Source organism: Vibrio sp. MM46, from assembly GCF_027587135.1.
In the GTDB taxonomy this organism is placed as follows: domain Bacteria; phylum Pseudomonadota; class Gammaproteobacteria; order Enterobacterales; family Vibrionaceae; genus Vibrio; species Vibrio harveyi.
Genome location: NZ_JAPPTO010000001.1, coordinates 78,174 through 101,913, shown reverse-complemented (window position 1 = coordinate 101,913; position 23,740 = coordinate 78,174). Strand labels below are relative to the sequence as shown.

Below are 23,740 nucleotides of genomic sequence, written 5' to 3'. Positions count from 1 at the left end.
TTTCTTCCCAAATAAATAAAACCCTTCTCGATTGAGAAGGGTTTCTTGTTTTTAACTGTCGGAACGACTAGCAGACCAAGGTTGCCAATTCATCGTGGCATGCTTTGCCAATTTGAGCATGGGGATGTCTTCATGTGTATCGCCATACGCGTAGATTGCTTGATATTGACTAACGTCGAACTTTGCTTGAACGCGTTCGACTTTCCTTTCCAAACTGCAGTCTTTACTGTGATAGAGCCCGCTAATGCGTTTGCTGTTCCCAAGGAGTTCACTGCACAGCAAGTGGTAACCTTGAGTGTCGCACCAAGGTTTTAAGTAGGCGTTAAGTGACGCGGAAACGACTACGATGGTATCTCCTTGAGCATGATGCCAATCTAATCGTGTTTTAGCTTCAGGGCGGATGTGTTGCACGATGATCTCTTGAGCAAACCGTGCTCCCAGTGTTTTCACTTCGTCGGTTTGTCGACCTGCAAAGGCAACAAAACTGGCGATTGGACGCATTCGTCTAGCAGGGAGGAACCCAGCTTTGTACATCGCATAAAATGGCAAGATGATAATGTTGCCTAGCCACTTGCGTGGACCCGTCACCGAGTAGTGAAGGAACAGGCTAAACATGTCCTCATCGGTGATGGTGCCATCAAAATCAAACAGTGCTAAAGCGGGCTTTCGAGAATCTGACAATCTACTGCCTTAAGGGTTAATGTGCGTGTCCGTGGGAGAAGTTTATCACCATCACGCCTGCAGCGATAAGTGCCATACCAATCCAAAGGCTGGTATCCATATGCTGGCGATACACTAGTTGAGAAATTAAGGTAACAGATACGATAGCTAAGCCAGCCCAAAGTGCGTGAACGATACCCACAGGCATACCGCCTTTCATTGCTTGTGCTAAGCAGACAAATGCTGCCAAGTGACCCAGCAAAACTAGTGTTGCTGGCAGTGGCTTGCTAAAACCGTCAGTCGCTTTAAGTGCAACATGTGAAAGGGCTTCTGCGCCCACGCCTAAAAGTAAGAAAAACCAGCTCATTGTTATCATTCGTCTTCAGTTGTTGTGGAGTGCGCTTAGTATATTGATGTCGAATAAAATGATAATCCTGCAAAAAATCAAATAACTTTTACTTAAATGTAATAATAGTGGCGTCTTACATACGCTTACACCAAGTCTTGGTTGTAGTCGTTACACTGCCGCCGTCTTTAGAGAGGAGCGTGTATTGATGCATAAAGCGATAGCGGCGACTGCGGTGATATTGGCATTGAGTGGGTGTGGCGGTGAAGGGATGTCAACGGATTCAATTCCCAAGCTCAAAGACCCTAGAGCAAGCTATCAAGTGGATGGGATCGATTTGCTCCATCACTCTATTACTGATGCAATCAGCGATGATTTACTTGGTTTTGAAGCAGAAAACTTATCGCGCAAAGTCACCTATACCCTAGACAGACTTTCTTTGGGTTTACTGTGGGAGTTTAACGTGAGCACTTTAGAAGAGCTGCAAGCGCTAGTGCCCAATGTCGGTGACAGCAAAACCTCTTCATTCTGGAAATACCATCTCATGCGTCTTTCGCCTGATATGGTAATGGTGAGCACACCAGAGGAAATTGCGCACTTCTATTATGAACAAGAAATCATTGAAACACGCTTTGGTATCTCTACCTACAAGTTCAGTGAAAAACCAACACGTATCACCATGGTGGTCTACCCTGAAGGCATCAGTATTGAAGCATTCAATGAAGACTATCAGGCAGAATATGACGAGAGTAAAGACACTTACACAGTGCGACTGCAATATGAAGACGCAAATCAAAGCAGTCATTACGAAAAGCTGATTGTCGAGCTGAACGGTGATCAAGTTCGACTTGAGAAGGGCACAAGTACGATGGAAGGTCTGGAAGTAAAAGACCACGCTAAGCAGAGCCATCGCTTCGAATATAATCGCAAACAAAACACACTCTCTATCCAATAACGATTTATTGAATATTGAAGTGGTGACTAGGTTCATTTCTGAGTAACGGTTGGGAGACTGGCTCGGAGGTCATGACTTCAATTCTATTTGCGCTTTACCAAGACCCTTTGCGCATTGGGGGGAAGAGATATTTCTTCCCCCCGTTTTTCTTGTGACTAACAGCGCCAATTAACTGCGATTTTCGCTTCTAGAAGGGGGAATAAAAGTGTGGTCTTGGACGCAATAGATGACGTTGGATGATTACAGCTTGGCTTTGATGAAGTCCAAACCATCAGTATCAACAAAACCGGACGACTTGATCAGTCGACTCGGTTGAACCCCATAACGTCTCTTAAACACCCGACTAAAGTAATTAGGGCACCCAAACCCACTTTTGATCGCTGCTTGCTTGATCGACATACCTGACATAATGAGCGAAACTGACTTTTTTAACCTGATATTATGGGTTAACTGGGTAAAGGTAATGTTCGAGTTTTTGAGCTCAGTTAATAAGTAACTCTTGCTGATCCCTGTTTTTATCGAAACATTCTCCAACGTCCATGGGTACTCAGTGTCTGCTTGAATACAGTTAGTCATCTTATTTATGAGCTTTACAGACGATAAAATGTTCGCTTTATCGAACTCACTACAATTGCTTAAAAAAGACGTAAGTGCGAAGACGCTGATTGAGTGAACCATACATGACGAAACGTCAGATAAACAATATTCAATCGAAGAGTCGAAGTAGTCATTTGTATTAAATAACTTCTCTTGATCATCTCCCGTTCCAAAATCGAAGAAGTAATAATTATCTACAATGACTCTTAGCATTTCTTCTGTGTAAGTGAAGCGTTCAACTTCTATTTCTTTTTCCTTATTGATTGGTCTAAGTGAGACCCAACATTTAGAGTGCGCGGGAACATAAATAATGTCCCTTCCTTTAATCTGTATCATTCGACCACTCACACTAACAAAGCCTATCGCATTGGACACTCTGACTAATAAATGCCGAGAGACGTATGCTTCTATTAATAACTGTGGACTTTGATATTTGAGCGCTTTAAATGTAACTTTTTTCATAGGAATATAAACAAGTCTACGCGGACAAAACTGTTTCGAATCGAGGTGTTTCCTTTATCTCTCTAAAGTTCAATAAATCGAGAGTTTCAGAGAGTGAGAGCGGGTAATAATAATTGTAACCTTGATGAAAGACCTCAGGATGAAGAAATGCGACTCGTTGAGAGGATGTTTCTACACCTTCTACAATGATCTTCTTGCTATGGAATTTAAGTAAAGGAATCAGCATTCCGATCATGGTTAAGCCATCTTGGTATAGCAAGTAACTCTTATCGAGTTTTATTGCATCCCAATCAATGCATTGCAACGCAGAGGTTTTGAGCTTCTCATCATGATGATAGTCGTCCAACCAGAATTGGTGTCCTTGTTTTTTGAGCTTAACGATGTTTCTTTTGGCAGCGTTGACCTCTTTAATACTTTCTATCTTCGTCACTTCGATGATGATGGGATTTTCAGTATTTTCTATGACTTCATCAACGAAGGATGAATCAAGTAAACAACTAAGAGGTAGGTTGAGTGATATATTTAGGTTAAACTGAGATAAATTGTCATTTAAGAATCTGATTTGACATAGAAAAATCTTTTTTATGAACTCATCATTGATATATTCAAAAAACTCCTCGCTATTCAACCTCTCTCCACTTGAATTAACTAAATGAGACAGCACTTCATAACCGTGAATCTTATAGTTCTTTGGATCTACGATTGGCTGAAGCTTGAACTCAAGGCTGACAAAATTTTGATTATTCCAGAAAACACTAACAATATTATTGTCAATTGATATTTCTTCTATTTTTATAGTCATCTGTTTTTATTCCTTAGGCAAACGTTTTTATAAAATACTAGATGACAGAATCACGTCAAAGAAATTATTTTAAAGATCCCAATAATATCTTTTTAAGATATTTTGTCAGAATTATGACGCCATCTCTATAGCGTCAGTGAAATCTAATTACCCACTAATATATATAATACTAATATTTTCATCTAACTCTTAATGGGCATGGTTTTTTATGCGGATTTTAATGGTTGGCTTTATTATTAAATAATAAAGCCAATTGCTTGAAGTGATAGAAGTGTCAATAAGTGAGCTTTTAACGAAAGTTTAAAAGGGAGGGAATAGGCGGTGAACTATCTCATTGATAGAAGATCGCTAGCCATATTGTCTCTTGCTCTGGGTCGGTCCAACTTACTCGATGCTTCGTGTGCGCTGGAATGTTGACGTGATCGCCCGCTTCCAAACGCTTCTTCGTGCCGTCCTCATAAGTCAGTTCGCCTACGCCTTTTAGCACCAATACCCACTCATGGTCTTCTTGATCGTACCATTCGCCTTCTGGCGTCGTTTGCCCCTTCGATACAATACGCTCGATTCGGAGCTGTCTGTGTGTGAGTAAATCTTCAAATACCTCTTCACTCAAATCACAAGGTAGGTCTTTTAAAAGGTTCATAATGTTTCCTAAATAACGATCAGGCCAAATGGCGAGAGCAATTGTTCTTGTTGCCAGTCGCAAATCTTAACACCGTATAAAGAGACGCGGCGGATGTCCAAACCCTCTAAATCAACATGGGTCAGGTCGCTTTCTTCTATATTAAAGCTGCCCCATTGTTCAGGGCTGAATTCTCCACGTGATAGATCCGCACCTTTAAAGCTTGCACCCATCAAGTTGGCACCATTCCATCGGTTCTCAAATAGATCGCATTTCTCTAGCAGTGCGCGCTCAAAATTAGTGTAAGCCAAGTTGCAACCCGTAATGTAGGCGATACAAAAGAACACAGTATTGCTGACGCGATTAGCGAAATTAGCACTTTGAAAGTTTGCACCCTTCAAATCGCATTTACGTAACTCAATGCCGACGCAGTCTGCGCCATTAAACTGAGACATCGCTAACATGCAGTTGCTAAAACTGGCATCTTTAAGTTTGGCATAGCGAAAGGTACAGCCTTCAATGTCGCTTGGTTGGATAAAGCGGCAATCAATAAACTTCACATCACTGAGATCGGCGTGGTCAAAGTTGCATTGATAAAAGCGGCAATTTTGAAAAGTGGTGTTTTGCAAATCGTGATGCGAAAAGTCTTCCTGTTCGAAAGTGAGATCGGTCTCAATCATGGCTTTTTATCTTTTCCTTGCTTGGTTAGATGCAGACTATCACTCTAAGTAACTGATTTTCCAGAAATATAACTTCTTGTATTTCAGTGGTTTACAGACCCCGAAAATCGCCAATTTAAGCGGTCAAACGGGCTGTTTAAAGTCGATGTTTTGTAAAAATAATCCGAGCATATCGAGAAAAAAGTTTTGTTGAGCACAGAGGCTTACAGAAGAATTGAAATGAGAACTGCGACGTACTCTTCTCACACGCACAGTTTGCATTACAGAATTGTATCCGATTTGCATAATTTGTTGATCAAATTGGCGTTTTTGTGTGCGGAAAAGCTATATTTTTCACAAATTGATTTCCATCAAAATAGTAGGGTTTCTATATGCTATTTTGCGCGCAGCTCAAGAAAATAGTGATACTCGCGTGCTTCAAGGTTTTGGATTGATAACAGAACCGTCCGAAAAAGAAGAGCATAGCGGAGTACAAAAGAAACAAAGCCCTACAAAAGGAAATAACAATGAAAAAAACAATCTGCAGTTTAGCAGTGGTTGCTGCGTTAGTGTCTCCAAGTGTTTTTGCTCACAGTGAAGGTGACTTCATTCTACGTGTTGGTGCGGCATCGGTTGTACCAAACGACAGCAGTGACAAGATCCTAGGTTCTCAAGAAGAGTTAAAAGTAGATTCAAACACTCAACTGGGTTTGACGTTTGGTTACATGTTTACTGACAACATCAGCCTGGAGATTCTAGCGGCAACACCATTTAGTCACGATATCTCGACTGATCTTCTTGGTCTTGGTGATATCGCAGATACTAAACACCTACCACCAACAGTGATGCTGCAATACTACTTTGGTGATTCGCAAAGCAAGTTCCGCCCATACGTAGGTGCGGGTTTAAACTACACCATGTTCTTTGATGAGGGCTTTAACGGTAAAGCCAAAGATGTAGGTCTTACTGATCTAAAATTGGATGACTCATTTGGCCTGGCTGCCAATGTAGGTGTCGATTACATGATCAATGAAAGCTGGTTCCTAAACGCATCCGCTTGGTATGCAAATATCGAGACCGAAGCGACTTATAAATTTAATGGCGCAGCACAAAAGACTGACGTAAAGATCAACCCTTGGGTATTCATGATCAGCGGTGGTTACAAGTTCTAAGAAAAAGCAGTAGCAAAAGAACAATAAGATTATTGGCATGACTTTTAGGGGCAGTTGCGGGGATTGCCCCTCTTTTTTATCTATTCTTTCTGGTTTTCTTTTCCTTCCCTATACCTCTTCTCTCTCCCCATATGACTACGATAGTGGTGCACTACTTTGGTATTTGTAAACACGTGACCAAAAAGATGAATTTTCTGTTAATTCTCGGTTGCTGAGAAAAGCGCAAAATTACCATAGCTAGGTTTTGAAATTGTTCTGATAAATTCGATTGGAAGTGTTCGGTTAATTATTAATCGAACGCTGAAATAAAAATTACAAAATGAAGCTAAGGACTGGCTGACTAAGGAAAATTACTCATGAAGTGCGAAATTTTCACACGAGTATTTTCCGGTTTTGCTGTCTTTAGCTGAGAAAAATGTCTTTATTTTTCAATCGATAGACAGGAAGAACCTAAAATGAAAGGAACCACACTCATTGCAGTATTTGCTTCGGCAGTCTCGCTGTTCTCATACAGTGAGAAAATAAGTGCGGCAGAGAAATTTATTACTATCGGCACCGGTGGTCAAACGGGCGTTTATTACGTTGCTGGACAGTCGATCTGTCGTTTCGTAAACCGTGGCGCAGCAGACCACAGCATTAAGTGTAATGCTCCAGCCAGTGGGGGTGGCGTGGCAAACGTAAATGGTTTGCGCAGTGGTGAATACAACTTCGGTATCATGCAGTCAGACCATCAATACAAAGCCTTAGAAGGCGTGGCTCCTTTCCAAAATAACCAACCAATGACGGATATTCGTGCCGTTTTCTCCCTACAAAGTGAAGTGTTCACGATTCTTGCGCGCAAAGACGCGGGCATCACCAGTTTCGACGATTTGAAAGGCAAGCGCGTCAATATCGGTAACCCTGGTTCTGGTCAACGCGATACGTTTGAACAAGTGATGCAAGCAAAAGGCTGGTCACAAGATGTGTTCAGTTTGGTATCGGATCTGAAGCCAGCAGAACAAGCTTCCGCAATGAGTGACAATAACATCGATGCAATGAGCTACTTCGTCGGTCACCCAAACGGCGCGATTCAGGAAGCATCAACCACCACCGATGCTGTGCTAGTACCAGTGACTGGTCCTGAAATCGACAAGCTACTTGCTGAGCGTGCGTACTTCACCAAAGCAACCATTCCGGGCGGAATGTACCGTGACAACCCGAACGATACTCAATCTATCGGCGGTAAAGCGGTACTTTCAACCACAGCAGAGACGGACCCTGAGTTAGTGTATCAACTGACGAAATCTGTGTTCGATAACCTAGACCGCTTCAAACGCCTGCACCCAGCATTTAAAGACCTGAAAGAATCAGAAATGATTGAGGTGGGTCTGTCTGCGCCACTGCATGAAGGTGCGGTTCGCTACTACAAAGAGCGCGGCTGGTTGTAACTCTTAACACCTTCGATTTTTAGCAAGCGCTGCGATGGATTCTCAGCGCTTGCTTCTCTGTTGTTTGTGAGAAAATTATGGATAAGACGATCTCCACGTCCCATGCTGACATGCATCCGAATGAGCTGTCGGCAGAAGAACTGATTGCCCAAGATGTGGGTGCTCGCCTGCCAACCGGAATCATGGAAAAGCTGATTGCGGGTTTGGCGTTACTGTGGTCTTTGTTTCAACTTTGGATAGCGTCTCCGCTCCCATTTATTGTCGGTTTCGGCGTGATGAACGACACCGAAACGCGCGCCATTCACCTTGGTTTTGCCCTGGTGCTTGCCTTCCTCGTTTTCCCCGCTTTTAAGCGCTCTCCACGCGATCGTGTTCCTGCCTTCGACATCATGTTGGGTTTGATTGCTTGTGCCTCTTCGCTGTACTTATTTGTTATGTACGAAGCACTAGCACAACGTCCGGGCAGCTTAACCACTGAAGACTTTATTACCGCATTGATCGGCTTGCCTTTGCTTTTAGAAGCCGCGCGTCGAGTGCTTGGTCCTGCTTTGCCGGTGATTGCGTTGGTGTTTATCGGCTACAGCTTAGCTGGTCCATATATGCCGGGTTTATTGTCCCATCGCGGTGTTCAGTTGGATGCGCTGGCTAACCACCAGTGGATCACCACGGAGGGTGTGTTTGGTATTGCGCTTGGCGTATCGACCAGCTTTGTCTTCTTGTTTGTTCTGTTTGGTGCGTTATTGGAACGCGCTGGAGCAGGGCACTACTTCATTCAATTGGCATTTAGCATGTTGGGGCACCTGCGTGGTGGTCCTGCAAAAGCAGCCGTCGTTGCTTCGGGCTTAACGGGTTTGATTTCGGGATCGTCGATCGCCAACGTGGTAACCACGGGGACGTTCACTATTCCTATGATGCGCAAAGTTGGCTTCTCTCCTGAGAAAGCGGGAGCAGTCGAAGTGGCATCATCGGTGAACGGGCAAATCATGCCTCCTGTTATGGGAGCCGCAGCGTTTTTGATGGTGGAATACGTCGGCATTCCTTATGTTGAGATCATCAAACATGCCTTCTTACCTGCCGCAATTTCTTACATCGCACTGCTTTATATTGTCCATCTAGAAGCGCTCAAGTTGGGCATGCAGCCAATTGATGCCGCACGCTCAAAACCTTGGCTAGCGAGACTCACGGGATTTGCATTTGGCGCGGCGTTGATTTCTGGATTGTCGATGGCAGTCTACTACGGTTTAGGATGGTTGAAGCCAGTATTGGGTGACTTTGTATTACCTGGGATGGCGTTAATTCTGGCTACGGTTTACTTGGCACTGCTAAAAGTCGCCGCAAGTAATGAGCCGCTACCAGAAGAAGACCCAGATGCTCCACTAGAACAGTTACCAAATACGCGCGCAGTCTTACTCTCTGGCTTGCATTACCTACTGCCTGTGGTGGTTTTGGTGTGGTGTTTGATGGTCGAGCGTTTGTCTCCGGGGTTGTCTGCTTTTTGGGGGAGTGTGATTCTGGTGGTGATCGTTTTGACTCAGCGTCCTCTGTTGAGTTGGATGCGTAAATATGGCAAACACGATTATGGCAACTTCAAAGACGGCTGTATCGACTTGCGTGAAGGCTTGATTGCTGGTGCGCGCAATATGATCGGCATTGGCATCGCGACCGCCACCGCAGGCGTAATTGTTGGTGCGGTATCGCAAACGGGGGTTGGCTTAGTATTGGCTGATTTGGTTGAGATGCTGTCTATGGGTAACTTGCTGTTAATGCTGATGCTCACGGCGGTATTGAGCCTGATTCTAGGCATGGGCTTGCCAACGACGGCGAACTACATCGTGGTATCGAGCTTGTTGGCGCCTGTTATCGTTACGCTGGGTCAACAACACGGCTTGATAGTGCCGTTGATTGCGGTGCACTTGTTCGTGTTCTACTTCGGCATCATGGCGGACGTAACACCGCCAGTAGGTCTGGCGTCTTTTGCTGCAGCTGCGGTGTCGAAAGGCGATCCGATCAAGACGGGCTTAACCGCGTTTTACTACAGTTTAAGAACCGCGGCTTTGCCGTTCTTGTTTATCTTCAATACGGATTTGTTGTTGATTGACGTGGATTGGGCGCACGGTATCGCCATCTTTGTTATCTCTACTATTGCGATGTTGATATTCGCTGCTGCGACGCAAGGTTGGTTCCTGACTCGTAATCGTTGGTACGAAGGCGTGTTGTTGTTGCTCGTAGCATTTACCTTGTTCCGTCCAGGGTTCTGGATCGACATGGTGGTGGATCCGTACCAATCGAGCAATCCTGCCCAACTGGCACAAACGCTTGAACCGCTTGAAGAGGGCGGTGTACTCAGAATGCGAATCAGCGGTGAAGATGCGGTAGGTAAGATGCGTGAATTCTCGGTGCTGCTTTCGGTTCCTGAAGGGGAAACCGGACAAGATAAGCTGGATGCACTTGGCATAGCGACTTATCAGCAAGATGAACAAACTCTGATTGATATCGTTAGTTTTGCTAGCCCAGCAGAGGCGGCAGGATTGCAGTTCGACCAACAGATTGTCGATGTGCGTGTGCCAGTTGAGCGTTATCGCAAAGAGTGGATGTGGATTCCAGCAATGTTCTTGTTTGGTGTTGTGATTTGGCTACAACGTCGACGTGTGGCAATGCAGAACGACACAGCATGTTGATAGTTAAAGAAAAATAACCTAACAGCCCCGTTGGAGCCAAGACTGACGGGGCTTTTTTCTGTCTGAAATATTCATCATTTCTATTTTCAATGTCGCGGAATTATTAGCGCATTCTATACTTTATGTTTGATTACTTTGCGCATCATTTGAACAAATGATCAACGCTCAAAATCGGATCTTAACCTTTCAGATCATCTTGTTGTTCGAAAGCGGAAAAATCCTACACTGATCACATAATTGAACACTTGGACAATATAAATGAGCGACGATATCGCGAAGAAATCCTCTTCGAAATCTAAAATGACCAAAATCCTTTTCCTACTCGTTTGTGCAATCGCCTTTGGTGCGATGTACTGGTCTTGGCAATATTCCGACAGTCACCCGAGTACGGAAGATGCGTATGTAAGAGCTAAAATCCTATCTGTCGCTCCACAGGTTCAGGGTCAGGTGGTATCAGTAGAAGCGAAAGATTTCCAAGTCATCAACAAAGGTGACTTACTGCTTAAGATTGATTCTCGCCCTTACTTATTGGCAGTGAAACAAGCGAAAGCCGCTTATCAGTTGGCCGTTCAACAACACGATGTGGCAGACAAACAAGTGACCGAAGCCGTGGCTGGTTTGGATGCGGCGCGTTCTAACTTGACTGAAGCGCAAGTGGAGTACAAACGTACCGATTCTCTTGTGAAACGTAAGTTAGCGTCTGACCAAGACCTTGATACGGCGAAAAACAAACTCGCTAACGCGCAAGCTGGTCTAGAGCAAGCGCGAGCAACAGTTGAAAAAGCAATCGCAAACCGTGGTGAAGAAGGTGCAGAGGCGGCGGTTGTTCAACAAGCAGCAGCGCAACTTGCACAAGCTGAATTGAACCTGAGCTACACCGACATCACTTCTCCAGTCGATGGCATTGCAGGTGAAATCAACACTCATACGGGTTCGGTTGTCAGTATCGGTCAAACACTATTCCCTGTGATCATCAAAGACAGCTACTGGGTGCGCGCGAATTTCAAAGAGACTGACCTAACTCACATCAAAGCAGGTATGCACGCTGAAGTCGTGATCGACATGTACCCAGATGTGGTTTGGGATGCAAAAGTGGAGCAGTTATCGCCTGCAAGTGGTACCTCTTTCTCATTGATGCCACCAGAAAACGCAACCGGTAACTGGGTGAAAATTAAACAACGCTTCCCTGTGCGTTTAACTTTAGAGGTACCTGAAGGTGCGCCACAGTTGCGTGTGGGGGCGAGTTCTGAAGTCACTGTTGATCTAAAAAGTAACGCACAATGAGTAACGAAATTACGGCAGATAAACGGGGTATCGCCACCGTCGCCGTGATGCTTTCTGCCATCATGGTGCTGATAGATATGACCGTTGCCAACGTGTCGCTTTCGCACATGATGGGCGCACTAGGCGCAACGGCAGACCAAATCACTTGGGTGCTGACTGGCTACAGCATGGCAGAAGCGATCTTCATTCCGATGACCAGTTTTTGGGTATCGCGCTTTGGTGAACGCAAAGTCATGCTGGTGGCGGTGATTGGTTTTGTCATTGCGAGTGCCTTCTGTGGACAAGCCAGCTCGCTCGAAGAGATGGTGGTATTTCGTATCATTCAAGGTGCGTTTGGTGCTTCGGTTATTCCACTGGCGCAATCCACATTGGTTCAGATTTACCCTTCTGAGCAAAAAGGCAAGGCGATGGCGATCTTCTCTATCGGTATCTTGCTAGGTCCTATCTTAGGTCCGGTGGTGGGCGGTGTGATTACCGATAACATCAATTGGCGTTGGATTTTCTACGTTAATTTACCATTTGGCTTGGTGTGTACCGCGCTGATTTATCGCTACATCCACATCAGCAACAAGTCGAAACCAAACTTCGACTGGTGGATCATTGGCTATATGGCGCTCGGTGTTGGTGCGTTGCAGTTCGTGCTCGATAAGGGGAACGATGAAGACTGGTTTAACTCACGCATCATTCAAACCGCTGCACTGCTAGCGATAATGGGCTTAGTCATGTGGATCTACCGCAGCTGGAAGACTAAGAGTCCAATAGCGCCGCTGTGGCTCCTCAAAGACAGAAACCTCATGGTCTCGTCTTTGATGATAGCGGTCGTTTCGATGGCGATGTTTGGCTTGACCACTCAACAGCCTATGCTGCTTGAGAGCTTGTTGAACTATCCAGTATCGACCACAGGTATGTTGATGGCACCACGAGGGTTAGCGTCCGCCTGTATGTTAATTTTGGTCATCATCATCAACCCGCAATTTGATCCAAGGTTGAAGATTGTATTTGGTTTAACCTGTATTGGTATTGGCAGTTATTTGATGACCCTATACTCGACAGAAATTGACACTTTCTGGATCGTGATGCCAAGTATGATTCAAGGTATGGGCTTAGGTTTGACTTTCTCGACTTTGTCGACGCTGGCTTACATGACGCTACCAAAAGAACAGTCAGTAGCAGGGGCGAGTATTTTTAACTTGTTCCGAACCATTGGTAGCTCATTTGGTATTTCTATCGCTACCACATACCAGTACCGTGATGGACAACAGCAATGGCACGCTTTGGGTGAAGGTTTCAATCCTTACAATCCTGTGTTGCATGATTGGGCTGCTAAGCAAGGATTGTCGATTACTGATCCTGCTGCATTGGAGCAGTACCAAAGCATGCTCCATCAGCAATCGCAAATGGTCGCGTTTGTGCACACCTTCCAGTTGGTCGGGGTGATGTTCGTGATCATGATGCCGATGCTGGTATTTATCCGTTCAAAGTAAACCTCTAAACATAAACTAAAGCGCCCTTAACTCAGCCAGTTAAGGGCGCTTTTTTACATCTGATTCTTAGGTGCTTAGGAGTTGATATCGAACAATCAACCGAAGGTGACTTCACTGAAATGCGGATTGCCTTTGAGTGCTTTCATCGCGACTAACTGTTCGGTTGGAAACGAAATGCGTTCACCTTCAATATCCAAAAATAAGCATTCTTGGCGTTCCATATCGTAACCAGTATCGAACGCGCTACCTTGGTGCTTCTCACCGTTCTTGAGCGTAATTTCTACGGGTAGCTTAAACATACAGGCGATTTCAATAAAATCGTATTGGCTGCAGGTCACCATAATTTTTCTCCTTTTCTGTTCTTTATCAAGACCGACTAAGAACAGGAATCCTTCTCTGAAACCTAATCTTCATCTTACGCCCTATTTTGGTCATGAAAAAGACACACAAGCAGGCTTAACTAAAACCATAGTTTAGTGAACAAGACGTAGATAGGACATGTCTGAAACGACACTTAAAAACACGTACTTGGCTCGTGAGCGCGCAACGCAATCACTGATTACTCCTCATACTTACTACGCACAGTTGGCGCATCGCATCAACCACTCAGCTCAATTTGAAAATGGACGCGTCAAAGATAAGATGCCAAACGTGCCAAGCCCTCAGTCATTTTGGCAAGTGTGTTGGGCTTACATGGGCGGGCGTTCGCCGCTCAGTCCTGATAAGCAACTGCCTTATTCAGCGATAGAGCCCACGCGGTTTTTAGAGCGACAACAAGCGATGCGAGTCACTTGGCTGGGGCATTCCACTTTGATGATTGAGACCGATGGTGTGCGCATCCTGACTGACCCTGTGTTCGACTACGCGTCGCCGTTGATTGCGAAGGCGTGGTTTGAGCGCAATATTCCCAATACATCAGTTCGCGACAGCTTGCCGACTCCCGATGTCATCCTGATCTCTCATGATCATTACGATCACCTCGAAGCATCGACTATACGTTATTACTCTGATAGATCTGTAACATTTTACGTGCCACTAGGTGTCGGTAAGCATTTGATTCGTTGGGGCGTTAGACCAGATAACGTAGTGGAATTCGATTGGTGGGAGAGCGTTCAGTACGCCAACGTCGAGTTGATTTGCACGCCCGCTAACCATAATTCAGGTAGAACTTATCTGGATAAGAATGCCACTTTGTGGGCGTCTTGGGTGGTGAAAGGACAACAAGAGACGCTTTATTTCAGCGGGGACACTGCTTACGACAATCACTTTGTACAAATCGCTCAGCGCTGCGGACCGATAGACATTGCTTGTCTGGAAGTCGCGGCAGATGTGAAAGGCAATCAAGGTTATCCGGTAGAGAATTGGGGGCACATGCAAGCCCATCACACAGTGCAAGCTTTTAAAGATCTGCAAGCAAAGAAGCTGTTGCCAGTACACTGGGCAACGTATGAGTTGTTTACTCATAAATGGGATGAGCCGATTGAGGATTTGATAGCACATTGCCAAGTGGATCACATTGAGTTACTTACCCCTATGGCAGGCGAGAGTTTTTATGTCGCGCAACAATATAAAAACAACGCATGGTGGCAGGTGGAAAAATTATGTGAGCAAGCTAGAAAAATAAGGGTATAATATGATGACGCTTCAATAATATCCCTACCAATTTAACCAACTTTCTTGGTCCTTATAACAAGCTTTTTACTGGTCATCGAATCAATAAATTACCAGCAAGTCACCGTTTTTCTGTGATCTCTCACGTGACTAATTTTCTAAGTGCAATTTTTTGATACTCACCACCTAAAAATTTAATCTTTAAAAAGAAAACTTTTACTAAAAAACTAGGTGAACTTAATTTTACGCATCAAAACAATTATACTCATCGCATACTGATAAGGCTTGCAATAACTGGTTAAAGCTTAATCTTGGTGGGTAAAAATTGATCGGTTAATGCTTGGTAAAAAGTCTCATCATTGAAACATATTTAATAGATAGAAATTGCTGGAAATATTTGGAACCGGCATCACAAGAGTAGGGATTTCTTGAATATATCATCAGGGATGCTGACAAAAATAAAATAGGCATTGTTCGATGAATAATTCTGCAACGTATTTACTTGCTGCTTTGCGAGAAAAAATTAAAGAGAAGGGTATTTGTTATTCTGACCTCTCTATTGGAATGGGAATTCCTCTATCAACGATTAAAAGGCAGTTGCATAACACGTCTTTAGGGTTGGATAAAATACTCTCGTATGCCACTCATTTAGATACCGACTTAGTCGAATTGTCCATGCGTGGTAAACAGCTGCAACAAGAAAACGAGCAATTTATCACCGACACTAACAGCGAAATATTTCACCAGTATCCGTACCTATTTGATTTTTTGTATTTATTACGTCGGAAGGAATGGTCTCCGCAAGATATTGCGAGCAAATACCAATTGACCCATACCTCGATCACGCTTTATTTCCGTGCGTTGGAAATGATGGATTACATCGAGCTAAAAGGTGATGACCAATACCGTTTTAAAGACCAAGGTCGTTTTATTTTCGAAGAAGGTTCTAAGCTCGATACTTTGTTTGCTAAGCGCTTTCGAGATGAAGTGTTTAGCCATGATGTGCGACCACCGATTTGCATGGGACGCATTGCTATCACTGAAGAACAGGAAGAGAAACTGGCGAACGAGGTGTACAACAAACTGATAGAATTTGATGTGCAAAACAAGAGCGGAGAAGGCAGTAAGCGACTCCGAAACGTCTTGATGACTTACACTCCGGGCAATCAGATATTCCTTTCGGATACGATTCCGAATATTGACGGTGAATTATTAAAAGCCATCTCAATGGCGAATGAAAAATAGTGACTATTTAATCATAAAATAAAGAATTTATATTAAGTGGATGTGTTTGATAATGAATGCATCAAAGACCCACTATTATCCAAAATTAATGACCTGTTATACCCAAGTAACCTCGAGATGCTAGGTTCAGCGAGAATGACTTGGTTTGTAGACGCGGCGACGATTTAAAGATCTAGTCACTCTAAATCAAGAATCGGCAACAAAGTATACAAGCCAAGACAACTCGCCCTTCGGGAGCGTGTCATTGCCTCGATTTCTGCGTCAAACAACTTGGAAAGAGCTGGCTATTACGCGGTGTTGTTTTCCTTGAACTCGAATCAATGACAACGCTCTGAATCCTGCATCTTGAAGTCACTTGGGTATATTTAAATAGGTCAAACGAAGAAGAGACAAATTAACCGATCTCTTCTCAAATCCAAAAGTGAAATAAATAAGGCTGAATCTTCATCATCGAAACTCGGCAGGGCATGTCTCGACCTTTTTTCGCCTGATCAGGACCAAAAGCCAATAAATGAGGGATATAACATGCACTTTAAGACTTCTTTATGTGCGATTGCTGTCGGGGTTGCTCTAACACTAAGTGGATGCAACAGTAGTGATAATGACTCTAACGTGGATGCGCCATTGAAAGCGGCTGAATTCCATAACACCATCAACCGTGCAGGTGTGCCAGTGGCACTGCGCGATTTGCATGGTGGTCACCTTCGCTACATTCCTATGTTTGATAATGGTTCGTGGCATGGTCACACGCTAGACACCAAAGGTGGTGAGATCACGTTAGGTGGTACCGCGTTGCTAACCGAAGAGTATGTGTCATTCATGGCGGCGCGTTTCGACCGTTTGGCGTTAACGGTTGATGGTAAACCGATGCCGCTTAAGCTGACAGAAGCATACTCGCAGCCAGGCGCGCTGATCCAAACATACACGGGTGATGATGGTGTCGAAGCGAAGCTGGAAATGCGCTTTGTCACCGACCGTACTTCTTTGGTTAAAACGACAATCAAAAACCCAAATAAACTGGCTATTCAAGGCGAATGGGATGGCGAGTTAATGCAAGATTATCGCGCGGATGATGGTCAGCTATACAAGAACGATGACAGCACAGTTCGCAGCGTTGAAGAAGCTTACCCTACCTATTCTCGTGCTATCACAGCCACCGATAACGGTGTAGAAGTATCTTTTGGTGCAGTTCGTGACTCATGGTCTCTACTGACTTCGGGTGATTCGAAATTCGAAGTGACACGCTCTATCAAGCCAGAAACCTCAACCATCAGTGATGACAAAAAAGGTTTTGTACAAACCGCGTCCTTAGGTAACGGCGAAGAAATCACACTGTACACGGCTTACACTCACGTGCAAAACACCAAAGAGCAAGCTTCTGAGTTTGCTAAATTGGACGATGTGATGGCAGACCCGAACGGTTACATGCACAAATCGGCAATGCGCTGGGAAGAATACCTAGAAAAAGGTCTAACGAATGACGCGGCTTCTAAAGAGCATGAATTCGTTGCAGTAAAAGCGATGGAAACGCTCAGTGCGAACTGGCGTGGTGCTGCTGGCGCGATTGACCACGACACCGTAACGCCTTCTGTTACCGCGCCGTACTTCTCTGGCAACATGACTTGGCCGTGGGATACGTGGAAACAAGCGTACGCGATGTCTCATTTCAACCCAGACGTTGCGATGGAAAACATTCGCACGGTATTCCAATACCAAGTTAAGTCTGACGACCCTGTGCGTCCATGGGATGAAGGCTACTTGCTTGATGTGGTGACATACAACTTACCGGCTGAACGTTGGCAAGGTATGTCTGCGGAATACAAAAAAGTCTTCCCACTGGCAACAGACGGTTTGAACTGGAACGAACGTAACACCAAACCATCTCTTGCGGCATGGGCAGTATGGGAAGTGTATACCGCACTAAAAGACGAACATAATCGTCCGGAAGAAGCGAAACAGTGGTTAGAAGAGATGTATCCGAAGCTCGTTGCATTCCACGATTGGTGGTTACGTGCTCGCGATACCAACAAGAACGGCATTCCGGAATACGGTGCAGCGAAAGACCCAATTCACACCGTATTTGAAGATGACGTGAATGATGGATCTTGGGGACCAGATGCGTCTGTAGACGACATGAAATTCCAGTACAAAGACGAAGCAAATGGTGACAAGTGGATCAAAGAGACTGGAATCGAGAAATACAATGAGTTGCTGACTTCTGGTGATTACACGGCGATGAGCATTCCGGCAAAAGTGGCTGCTGGTTGGGAATCAGGACGCGATAACGCGGGTGTGTTTGGCTTTATCGATACCATCGATGACTTGCAAGGTAAGTCTGATCTACCAACGCAAGAAGAAGCAGAAGTGATTGACCAAATGGGGCGCTATGCTCACAACACCAATGGTTTCGACAACACGTACGATATGGTGATGGGTGCACAAGGCTCGGAGATCACTTACCGCGATACTTCAGCTGCGAACTTGGACAAACTGGCTCAGGCGAAGAAAGACTGGGAAGTGAAGTTCAACGAGAACACCAATGACGAGAACAAGTTGTCAGGTTACTCGCTCATGCAAGAGTCGGTAGACCAAGCCTCTTACTGGTACTCAGATAACCTGTACCTATCGCAAATTGCAGAGGTTCTGGGTAAAGCGGAGAAAGCTGCTGAGTTTAAAGCGAAAGCGGATGACACCAAAGAGTACATCAACCGTTGTATGTTCGATGAAGCGACAGGGTTCTACTACGATATCGAAGTGGTACCTGGAGGTTTGAGTAACCAATGTGCGGGTCCAACTCTAGTCAAACGCGGCATGGGTCCTGAAGGTTGGTCACCATTGTTCAACAACGCGGCGACACAAGAGCATGCTGATAAAGTGGTGAAGAACATGCTTGATACCAGCAAGTTTAACTCGCCGAAGATCCCGTTAGGTACCGCATCAATGGATAACCCAGCTTACGGTCCAGACATTTACTGGCGTGGTCGTGTGTGGCTCGATCAGTTCTACTTCGGTGTTCGTGGTATGGACAACTACGGCTACGGCGTGGAAGCTCGTCTGATGGTCGATAAGTTATTCAAGAACGCTCAAGGTCTAACGGAAGCAACGCCAATTCAGGAAAACTACAACCCAGAAACTGGTGCAGTACAAGGTGCAAATAACTTCTCATGGAGTGCTGCCCACCTCTACATGTTGTACAACGGTTTTGTGGGCAAATAAGTTTTGCGCCCCTGACAACGTAAAGCATTAAGCGTTGTAGATGACCCCCTAGCATCTACAACCGCTTAACCCCTTCAAATTAGGCTCAATAAGATCAAACCGGACAGTGAAAGCTGTCCGGTTTTTGTAGAGCTAAAACACTAATTTTCCGCTGTTTTTGAAAAGTTGTTTGCCATAGAAATTGCGCTACAGAGAGATTTTTCTTTAAATATTGGTAAGTTAGTTGTCCGCATTTCATTCTGTCGATTTGCAATAGATAACATTTATAAAATGATCGTTTAACCATGCTGTAACAATGCATATGCTGCAAGTATTAGTGAGGTCATTTACATTCATGCAAAAGCATTAGAGTAACCCCAAATCTCGCCGCTGTTCAGCCGCTCCGAGCCAAAATCATTCCAACACTCTACTCTGCCGCCTGAATTTTCCTCACCTTGAAGAGCGTATTGATAAATACCTCACTTTCTACGTTGTCAGCATGACGTGTTGCGTTGCAACACCATCAAGGAAGGTGACATGAATTGTTTACAGACCAGCCTTTATAACTTGTTAGAAGATAATAACTTTGTGCCCTCTAATGAGTACAAAGCCTCTATTGCAAGCTACCTTTATTCGGATTCTTCCCTTACACCAAAAGCGATGAATGAGCTCACTCAAGAGATTTTTCAGAGCAAGCAAACCATGGCGTATTACCTGTTGCACAACGCCATCAATGAGGAAGAGGGTGCAGAGCGGCTCAAGATGATTGCCAATCGTTATGCGCAAGGGGAAATGAAGCAGCAAATCATGCACCATTGTCAAAACGACTTAAATCACTCCGCTATGTATGCCAGCTTAATCCCGTTGACGGGATACCAAACTGAGGTATACCAAGAAGCCAAGTCTAGTGATTTCAATTTTAACAACGTTAGCAACTTCTACGACGATATTAAAATTCACCTTTTCCGCGCGCATTCTGTTGAAATCCGTTCATGGTGTTTGCTGGTCGCGCAGCTTAGTTTTATTGATCAATCTGATGTCCCTTACCTGAAAGAGATGCGCCCAACCATTCAAAAAATACTGGATGATGAGGTCAAGCAGGTCTCTTATACGGCTCAGCATGTCAGCCAGTGGTTGGAAGAGGACCCGTCTTTGTGTCAGGTGTTCACCCAATGTATGAACCACACTTACCGAGAGACATGGGACTATCTAGCCTCAATGGCTGAGTTCATGCGCGATAGTGCGCCGTATTTTATGGTTTAAGCATATAGCATTAGAAATTTAAGAGAGACTCAACGTTGTTTGTACTGTGTTGGGCAATAGCCACGCTTCACTTCTGGAGAGCGCAGTTTTAGGTGTTTGGTTTTCCTGCCGGAGACTCGGTGTCGCCAAAGCTTAAAACTGCTCGGTTGTAAGTGGTGGCGCATTAAGTTAATAACCCCTTTCTCGTCCAAACCAAATTGATGTTGGATGGCTTCAAACGGGGTTCTATCTTCCCATGCCATTTCAATAATTCTTGATAGCATGTCATCGCTAAAGGTCATTCGTTAATCCTGTTCTGCTGTTGGATACACACATACGTAACGCGCAGCGATTGGGATTCATTTAGGGATGTTTCTGGTCGAAAATGGGTGGTTTTCTGGTGCATTATTTCTGTGGTTTCAGCTCGACCACATTGCCTTCTGGATCTTCCAAGTAGACAGAGCGCCCGAAGCCTTGGGCACCATATCTTTCAGCAAACTCTGCAACATGCACATTGTTTTGGCGTAAGTAAGACAGCAGTTCTTTTTCCTCGAAAGGGGCAATTTGCACGCAAAAGTGGTCAAGGTTACGACCGTTTTGATTGGGCGATTTTCCACCTAGCTTTCCGAGTTCGCTATCGACCGTCACCAAATCAATGATCGCCATTCCTGCACGAAGCTGAGTTAACCCCAAGTCTGGTAATTCACGCTCTATTGGGCATCCTAATATATCTCGGTAAAAGTGCAGCATCGCGCCGAGATTGTCTGTTCTTAGTACCACGTGGTCGAGCGCTTTTACTTCAATCGGATTTCTCGGATTTGCCATGACGTTGCCCTTTTTTCCATGATGAGAAAAGTATACGCACTAAACCAGCAAGCTGATCGCCAGAGCCAGCATGACAAAGCCAATGATGAATTCCAAAATCTGCCAAGAACGCGCATGTTTGAAGATCGGGATAAGCAGTTTTGCGCCATAGCCTAGGCTGAAAAAGAATACGAAAGAGGCGCAAACAGCGCCTATCGCAAACTGCCATTTATGTGGTTCATATTGAGTGGAAATAGAGCCCAGCAACACCACTGTATCAAGATAAACATGCGGGTTTAACCATGTGAATGCCAAGCAAATCAGTGCTGTCTGCCATGCACTTTTTGAGGCATCACCTTCAGGGTTCATTATGTGTTTTTGTGTGAATGCAGAGCGTAGGCTACTGATGCCGTACCAAGTTAAGAATGCTGCGCCAGCGTAACGTGCAATTGTCTCGATCAAAGGAAACTGAGTTACCAAGTAACCGAAACCCGCGACACCAAGAGAAATTAAAATGGCATCAGACAAGGCGCATAAGAAGCACACTAAGAATACATGATGCTGTTTGATGCCTTGTTTTAAAACGAAGGCATTTTGCGCCCCAATAGCCAGAATTAAGGAAATGCCCAGCGTAAAACCAGCAAGATAGGTGGTCATTTTCTCTTCCTTGAATTGTGACCAAATCAGGTTTTAAACCATAACCTTGTCGCCAAATCGCTGCAAGGTCCAGATTAGAGACTTGCCAGAACTGTTCGATAGGGGGATACGTCGTAATTGTGAGAGCCGTGAGCAATTTGCATCGCATATTTACACTAATTTGGTGTTCCCAGTTACAATATGCATGTCCATATGAAAAAGGAAAAAACGATGAAAGCAGTTTGGTTAGCTGCCGGTGCTATGGCACTGAGCGGATGTTCTGCAATGAATTCAGCAAATGATGTATCTCGCCCATCAGCAGAGATGTTTCCAGAAATGGAGAGCATGACAAAACATGTTTTCTATGTAGACCCAGCAAACAACGAAGCAGATAAGCGTGTAGAGTTGGTGGTTGGTAAAATGATGGAAACAGATTGTAACCGCGTATCTTTAGGCGGCTCTGTGACGGAGCATACATTGGAAGGTTGGGGTTATACCTACTATCAAGTTGATTCTTCAGCGGGTGGTGTTATCTCAACGTTAATGGCTTGTCCTGAAGATATGGAGAAGGTCGAAACGTTCGTGCAAATGCCGACTCGTGATTTGTACCGTTACAACAGCAAGCTACCAGTCGTGGTTTACGCTCCCGCTGATTTGGATGTCGATATCCGCGTATGGGCTCCTGAAGAGTGATCTTGAAGCCTAGCAAAGCCGCTCTGACTTATAGTGGCTTGTTAGGATTAGCGGGTTGTTCGTCGTCTGCACTTTGCGCCTGAATATTCATATCAAAGGTGATGAAGCCATCTTGGCTGTCAAAGAGGTATCTCAAAGCGCACCCCGCCTCAACAAGTCATTTAATAAGTGAAAGGCTTGGTTCAGTACCAAGCCTTTTTTCTATATCACGCTTTTTCGTCGCTGTGCGACACCGATTACTGTTTTGGAGAGCGGCTGCGAAATGTTTTGGGCGTAAGTCCGGTGTGCTGTTTGAATACCTTCGAAAAATAGCTACCACTTTGATAGCCTAAGTCTAAGGCGATTTTGGTGATGGACTCATTAGGGTTGGCTAAACGTTCTTTGGCAAGGCTGATGCGATAAGCTTGGATCCAGCTTGCGACGCCCATATTGAACTGCTCTCTAAAGGATTGCTTTAGATAACATTCATTAGTTGCGAGTTCTTTAGATAAGCCCGGTATGTTCCAATCAATATGGGGCTGCGTTGCAATGAGGTCGCACGCTTGCTCGGCGAGAGACTTAGGCTCTTTGTGCACCATGAGTAACGCAAGCAGCTCTAAGATTTTTCCTCTTAGCCATACAGTTCGGGCTATACCTTGGAAGTCATTGTTCCAAATCGATTTGGCAACGTTAAGAATCTCTCCTGTAAGTGGCATTTGCCAACCTGTTTCATAAAGATCGAAAGGCTTAAATGATGAGCCCCTATTTTGAGGAAGAAGATTTTTAGTCAAGCTATGGTGTAATGGGAAATGAATTCGAATGTTCTCAATTCGACCTCCTTCTCCTAGCTCAATAGGGTTTACAGGTTCAGGCTTCGGCAAAAGGGATGCTATGCATCGAGAAGCAAAAGATGCTGCAGGGTAATCAGGGTATTTTGGGCTGTAGGCGTGGTTAATACCAGCAAAGCTGATATAGAACCCCGCGTCTGCCGGATCATTGAACTGAATGTCCGTTGTTGCTGTACAGTTAACGATGTAGGCATTCACACCATCATCGAGAGCAACAACATCAAACGTTCCATCTACGCCGCCTACTAAGTTTAAGCTCTTCACGATATTACTCATTGTTTCAGCCTTCGTCGTTTTCTCGTGAGCATCTCCCTGAGCAATTAATATAAATGATAATAG

At 44.7% G+C, this 23,740-nt stretch carries 22 protein-coding genes; 11 read left to right on the top strand and 11 right to left on the bottom strand.

The features are described from left to right. Positions 1-51 precede the first annotated feature (51 nt). On the bottom strand, positions 52-681 hold the full coding sequence (locus OH459_RS00425; RefSeq protein WP_050925370.1) for an HAD-IB family hydrolase: 630 nt from the start codon (positions 679-681) through the stop codon (positions 52-54). A gap of 16 nt (positions 682-697) precedes the next feature. Further along, positions 698-1,027, bottom strand: coding sequence for a DMT family transporter (locus tag OH459_RS00420; protein ID WP_005428450.1), 330 nt, complete (start codon positions 1,025-1,027; stop codon positions 698-700). Positions 1,028-1,214: 187 nt separating this feature from the next. Between OH459_RS00420 and OH459_RS00415 the strand changes: the two genes are divergently transcribed. Further along, positions 1,215-1,961, top strand: coding sequence for a hypothetical protein (locus OH459_RS00415; protein WP_269984626.1), 747 nt, complete (start codon positions 1,215-1,217; stop codon positions 1,959-1,961). A gap of 240 nt (positions 1,962-2,201) precedes the next feature. Here OH459_RS00415 and OH459_RS00410 read toward each other — a convergent pair whose 3' ends face one another. The 4 genes from OH459_RS00410 to OH459_RS00395 all read right to left on the bottom strand — a co-directional run bounded on the left by OH459_RS00410 (position 2,202) and on the right by OH459_RS00395 (position 5,124). Further along, entirely contained in the window at positions 2,202-2,894 is a 693-nt protein-coding gene (locus tag OH459_RS00410; protein ID WP_269984625.1) for a helix-turn-helix transcriptional regulator, read from the bottom strand. Positions 2,895-3,036: 142 nt separating this feature from the next. After that, positions 3,037-3,822 carry an EAL domain-containing protein gene (locus OH459_RS00405; RefSeq protein ID WP_009695967.1) on the bottom strand — a complete coding sequence of 262 codons (786 nt, stop codon included), beginning with the start codon at positions 3,820-3,822 and terminating at the stop codon, positions 3,037-3,039. 331 nt (positions 3,823-4,153) lie between these two features. Continuing rightward, positions 4,154-4,465 (bottom strand): cupin domain-containing protein, encoded by a 312-nt coding sequence (locus OH459_RS00400; RefSeq protein WP_005447308.1) that lies wholly within the window; start codon positions 4,463-4,465, stop codon positions 4,154-4,156. Between the two features lie 8 nt (positions 4,466-4,473). Further along, positions 4,474-5,124, bottom strand: a complete 651-nt coding sequence (locus OH459_RS00395) for a Qnr family pentapeptide repeat protein (protein ID WP_269984624.1) — start codon at positions 5,122-5,124, stop codon at positions 4,474-4,476. Positions 5,125-5,630: 506 nt separating this feature from the next. Between OH459_RS00395 and ompW the strand changes: the two genes are divergently transcribed. The 5 genes from ompW (at position 5,631) to OH459_RS00370 (ending at position 13,148) form a co-directional block, all read left to right on the top strand. After that, a complete protein-coding gene (ompW, locus tag OH459_RS00390; protein WP_005447312.1) occupies positions 5,631-6,275 on the top strand; it encodes an outer membrane protein OmpW in 645 nt (214 codons plus the stop codon). Between the two features lie 455 nt (positions 6,276-6,730). After that, positions 6,731-7,702, top strand: a complete 972-nt coding sequence (locus tag OH459_RS00385) for a TAXI family TRAP transporter solute-binding subunit (RefSeq protein WP_269984623.1) — start codon at positions 6,731-6,733, stop codon at positions 7,700-7,702. Positions 7,703-7,779: 77 nt separating this feature from the next. Continuing rightward, positions 7,780-10,380 carry a TRAP transporter permease gene (locus OH459_RS00380; protein ID WP_269984622.1) on the top strand — a complete coding sequence of 867 codons (2,601 nt, stop codon included), beginning with the start codon at positions 7,780-7,782 and terminating at the stop codon, positions 10,378-10,380. A gap of 258 nt (positions 10,381-10,638) precedes the next feature. Further along, on the top strand, positions 10,639-11,664 hold the full coding sequence (locus tag OH459_RS00375; RefSeq protein WP_005447317.1) for an HlyD family secretion protein: 1,026 nt from the start codon (positions 10,639-10,641) through the stop codon (positions 11,662-11,664). Beyond that, entirely contained in the window at positions 11,661-13,148 is a 1,488-nt protein-coding gene (locus tag OH459_RS00370; RefSeq protein ID WP_017818366.1) for an MDR family MFS transporter, read from the top strand. The genes OH459_RS00375 and OH459_RS00370 overlap by 4 nt, the downstream gene beginning before the upstream one ends. Before the next feature lie 95 nt (positions 13,149-13,243). Here OH459_RS00370 and OH459_RS00365 read toward each other — a convergent pair whose 3' ends face one another. Further along, a complete protein-coding gene (locus OH459_RS00365; RefSeq protein ID WP_269984621.1) occupies positions 13,244-13,489 on the bottom strand; it encodes a Rho-binding antiterminator in 246 nt (81 codons plus the stop codon). 157 nt (positions 13,490-13,646) lie between these two features. On the opposite strand from OH459_RS00365, the gene OH459_RS00360 reads away from it, so the two are divergent. From OH459_RS00360 to OH459_RS00345, 4 genes are all read left to right on the top strand, one after another. After that, the gene (locus OH459_RS00360) at positions 13,647-14,780 is read left to right on the top strand and encodes an MBL fold metallo-hydrolase (RefSeq protein ID WP_017189726.1); all 1,134 of its coding nucleotides are present in this window, start codon (positions 13,647-13,649) and stop codon (positions 14,778-14,780) included. A 456-nt stretch (positions 14,781-15,236) separates the two neighbouring features. After that, positions 15,237-16,004 (top strand): hypothetical protein, encoded by a 768-nt coding sequence (locus OH459_RS00355; protein WP_005447325.1) that lies wholly within the window; start codon positions 15,237-15,239, stop codon positions 16,002-16,004. A gap of 525 nt (positions 16,005-16,529) precedes the next feature. Beyond that, positions 16,530-19,220, top strand: a complete 2,691-nt coding sequence (ygjK, locus tag OH459_RS00350) for an alpha-glucosidase (RefSeq protein WP_256901785.1) — start codon at positions 16,530-16,532, stop codon at positions 19,218-19,220. 516 nt (positions 19,221-19,736) lie between these two features. After that, entirely contained in the window at positions 19,737-20,462 is a 726-nt protein-coding gene (locus OH459_RS00345) for a hypothetical protein (RefSeq protein ID WP_005447330.1), read from the top strand. Between the two features lie 29 nt (positions 20,463-20,491). On the opposite strand, the gene OH459_RS00340 is transcribed toward OH459_RS00345, so the two are convergent. From OH459_RS00340 to OH459_RS00330, 3 genes are all read right to left on the bottom strand, one after another. Then, positions 20,492-20,743 carry a TIGR03643 family protein gene (locus OH459_RS00340; protein ID WP_005447331.1) on the bottom strand — a complete coding sequence of 84 codons (252 nt, stop codon included), beginning with the start codon at positions 20,741-20,743 and terminating at the stop codon, positions 20,492-20,494. A gap of 103 nt (positions 20,744-20,846) precedes the next feature. After that, a complete protein-coding gene (locus OH459_RS00335; protein ID WP_188014483.1) occupies positions 20,847-21,266 on the bottom strand; it encodes a VOC family protein in 420 nt (139 codons plus the stop codon). 39 nt (positions 21,267-21,305) lie between these two features. Next, positions 21,306-21,902, bottom strand: a complete 597-nt coding sequence (locus tag OH459_RS00330) for a LysE/ArgO family amino acid transporter (RefSeq protein WP_009701836.1) — start codon at positions 21,900-21,902, stop codon at positions 21,306-21,308. A gap of 210 nt (positions 21,903-22,112) precedes the next feature. On the opposite strand from OH459_RS00330, the gene OH459_RS00325 reads away from it, so the two are divergent. Next, positions 22,113-22,574: an ecotin family protein gene (locus OH459_RS00325; protein ID WP_256901787.1), complete on the top strand. Its 462-nt coding sequence runs from the start codon at positions 22,113-22,115 to the stop codon at positions 22,572-22,574. 236 nt (positions 22,575-22,810) lie between these two features. Here OH459_RS00325 and OH459_RS00320 read toward each other — a convergent pair whose 3' ends face one another. Next, positions 22,811-23,677 carry a helix-turn-helix transcriptional regulator gene (locus OH459_RS00320; RefSeq protein ID WP_009695980.1) on the bottom strand — a complete coding sequence of 289 codons (867 nt, stop codon included), beginning with the start codon at positions 23,675-23,677 and terminating at the stop codon, positions 22,811-22,813. Between the last annotated feature and the right edge of the window lie 63 nt (positions 23,678-23,740).

What these genes read in the sequence shown, in the direction of transcription:
- OH459_RS00335 (WP_188014483.1), bottom strand. Translation starts at nt 21,266, where the DNA reads ATGGCAAATCCGAGAAATCCGATTGAAGTAAAAGCGCTCGACCACGTG.
- OH459_RS00395 (WP_269984624.1), bottom strand. Translation starts at nt 5,124, where the DNA reads ATGATTGAGACCGATCTCACTTTCGAACAGGAAGACTTTTCGCATCAC.
- OH459_RS00360 (WP_017189726.1), top strand. Translation starts at nt 13,647, where the DNA reads ATGTCTGAAACGACACTTAAAAACACGTACTTGGCTCGTGAGCGCGCA.
- OH459_RS00355 (WP_005447325.1), top strand. Translation starts at nt 15,237, where the DNA reads ATGAATAATTCTGCAACGTATTTACTTGCTGCTTTGCGAGAAAAAATT.
- ygjK (WP_256901785.1), top strand. Translation starts at nt 16,530, where the DNA reads ATGCACTTTAAGACTTCTTTATGTGCGATTGCTGTCGGGGTTGCTCTA.
- OH459_RS00375 (WP_005447317.1), top strand. Translation starts at nt 10,639, where the DNA reads ATGAGCGACGATATCGCGAAGAAATCCTCTTCGAAATCTAAAATGACC.
- OH459_RS00380 (WP_269984622.1), top strand. Translation starts at nt 7,780, where the DNA reads ATGGATAAGACGATCTCCACGTCCCATGCTGACATGCATCCGAATGAG.
- OH459_RS00410 (WP_269984625.1), bottom strand. Translation starts at nt 2,894, where the DNA reads ATGATACAGATTAAAGGAAGGGACATTATTTATGTTCCCGCGCACTCT.
- OH459_RS00420 (WP_005428450.1), bottom strand. Translation starts at nt 1,027, where the DNA reads ATGAGCTGGTTTTTCTTACTTTTAGGCGTGGGCGCAGAAGCCCTTTCA.
- OH459_RS00405 (WP_009695967.1), bottom strand. Translation starts at nt 3,822, where the DNA reads ATGACTATAAAAATAGAAGAAATATCAATTGACAATAATATTGTTAGT.
- OH459_RS00345 (WP_005447330.1), top strand. Translation starts at nt 19,737, where the DNA reads ATGAATTGTTTACAGACCAGCCTTTATAACTTGTTAGAAGATAATAAC.
- OH459_RS00365 (WP_269984621.1), bottom strand. Translation starts at nt 13,489, where the DNA reads ATGGTGACCTGCAGCCAATACGATTTTATTGAAATCGCCTGTATGTTT.
- ompW (WP_005447312.1), top strand. Translation starts at nt 5,631, where the DNA reads ATGAAAAAAACAATCTGCAGTTTAGCAGTGGTTGCTGCGTTAGTGTCT.
- OH459_RS00330 (WP_009701836.1), bottom strand. Translation starts at nt 21,902, where the DNA reads ATGACCACCTATCTTGCTGGTTTTACGCTGGGCATTTCCTTAATTCTG.
- OH459_RS00340 (WP_005447331.1), bottom strand. Translation starts at nt 20,743, where the DNA reads ATGACCTTTAGCGATGACATGCTATCAAGAATTATTGAAATGGCATGG.
- OH459_RS00325 (WP_256901787.1), top strand. Translation starts at nt 22,113, where the DNA reads ATGAAAGCAGTTTGGTTAGCTGCCGGTGCTATGGCACTGAGCGGATGT.
- OH459_RS00320 (WP_009695980.1), bottom strand. Translation starts at nt 23,677, where the DNA reads ATGAGTAATATCGTGAAGAGCTTAAACTTAGTAGGCGGCGTAGATGGA.
- OH459_RS00385 (WP_269984623.1), top strand. Translation starts at nt 6,731, where the DNA reads ATGAAAGGAACCACACTCATTGCAGTATTTGCTTCGGCAGTCTCGCTG.
- OH459_RS00415 (WP_269984626.1), top strand. Translation starts at nt 1,215, where the DNA reads ATGCATAAAGCGATAGCGGCGACTGCGGTGATATTGGCATTGAGTGGG.
- OH459_RS00370 (WP_017818366.1), top strand. Translation starts at nt 11,661, where the DNA reads ATGAGTAACGAAATTACGGCAGATAAACGGGGTATCGCCACCGTCGCC.
- OH459_RS00400 (WP_005447308.1), bottom strand. Translation starts at nt 4,465, where the DNA reads ATGAACCTTTTAAAAGACCTACCTTGTGATTTGAGTGAAGAGGTATTT.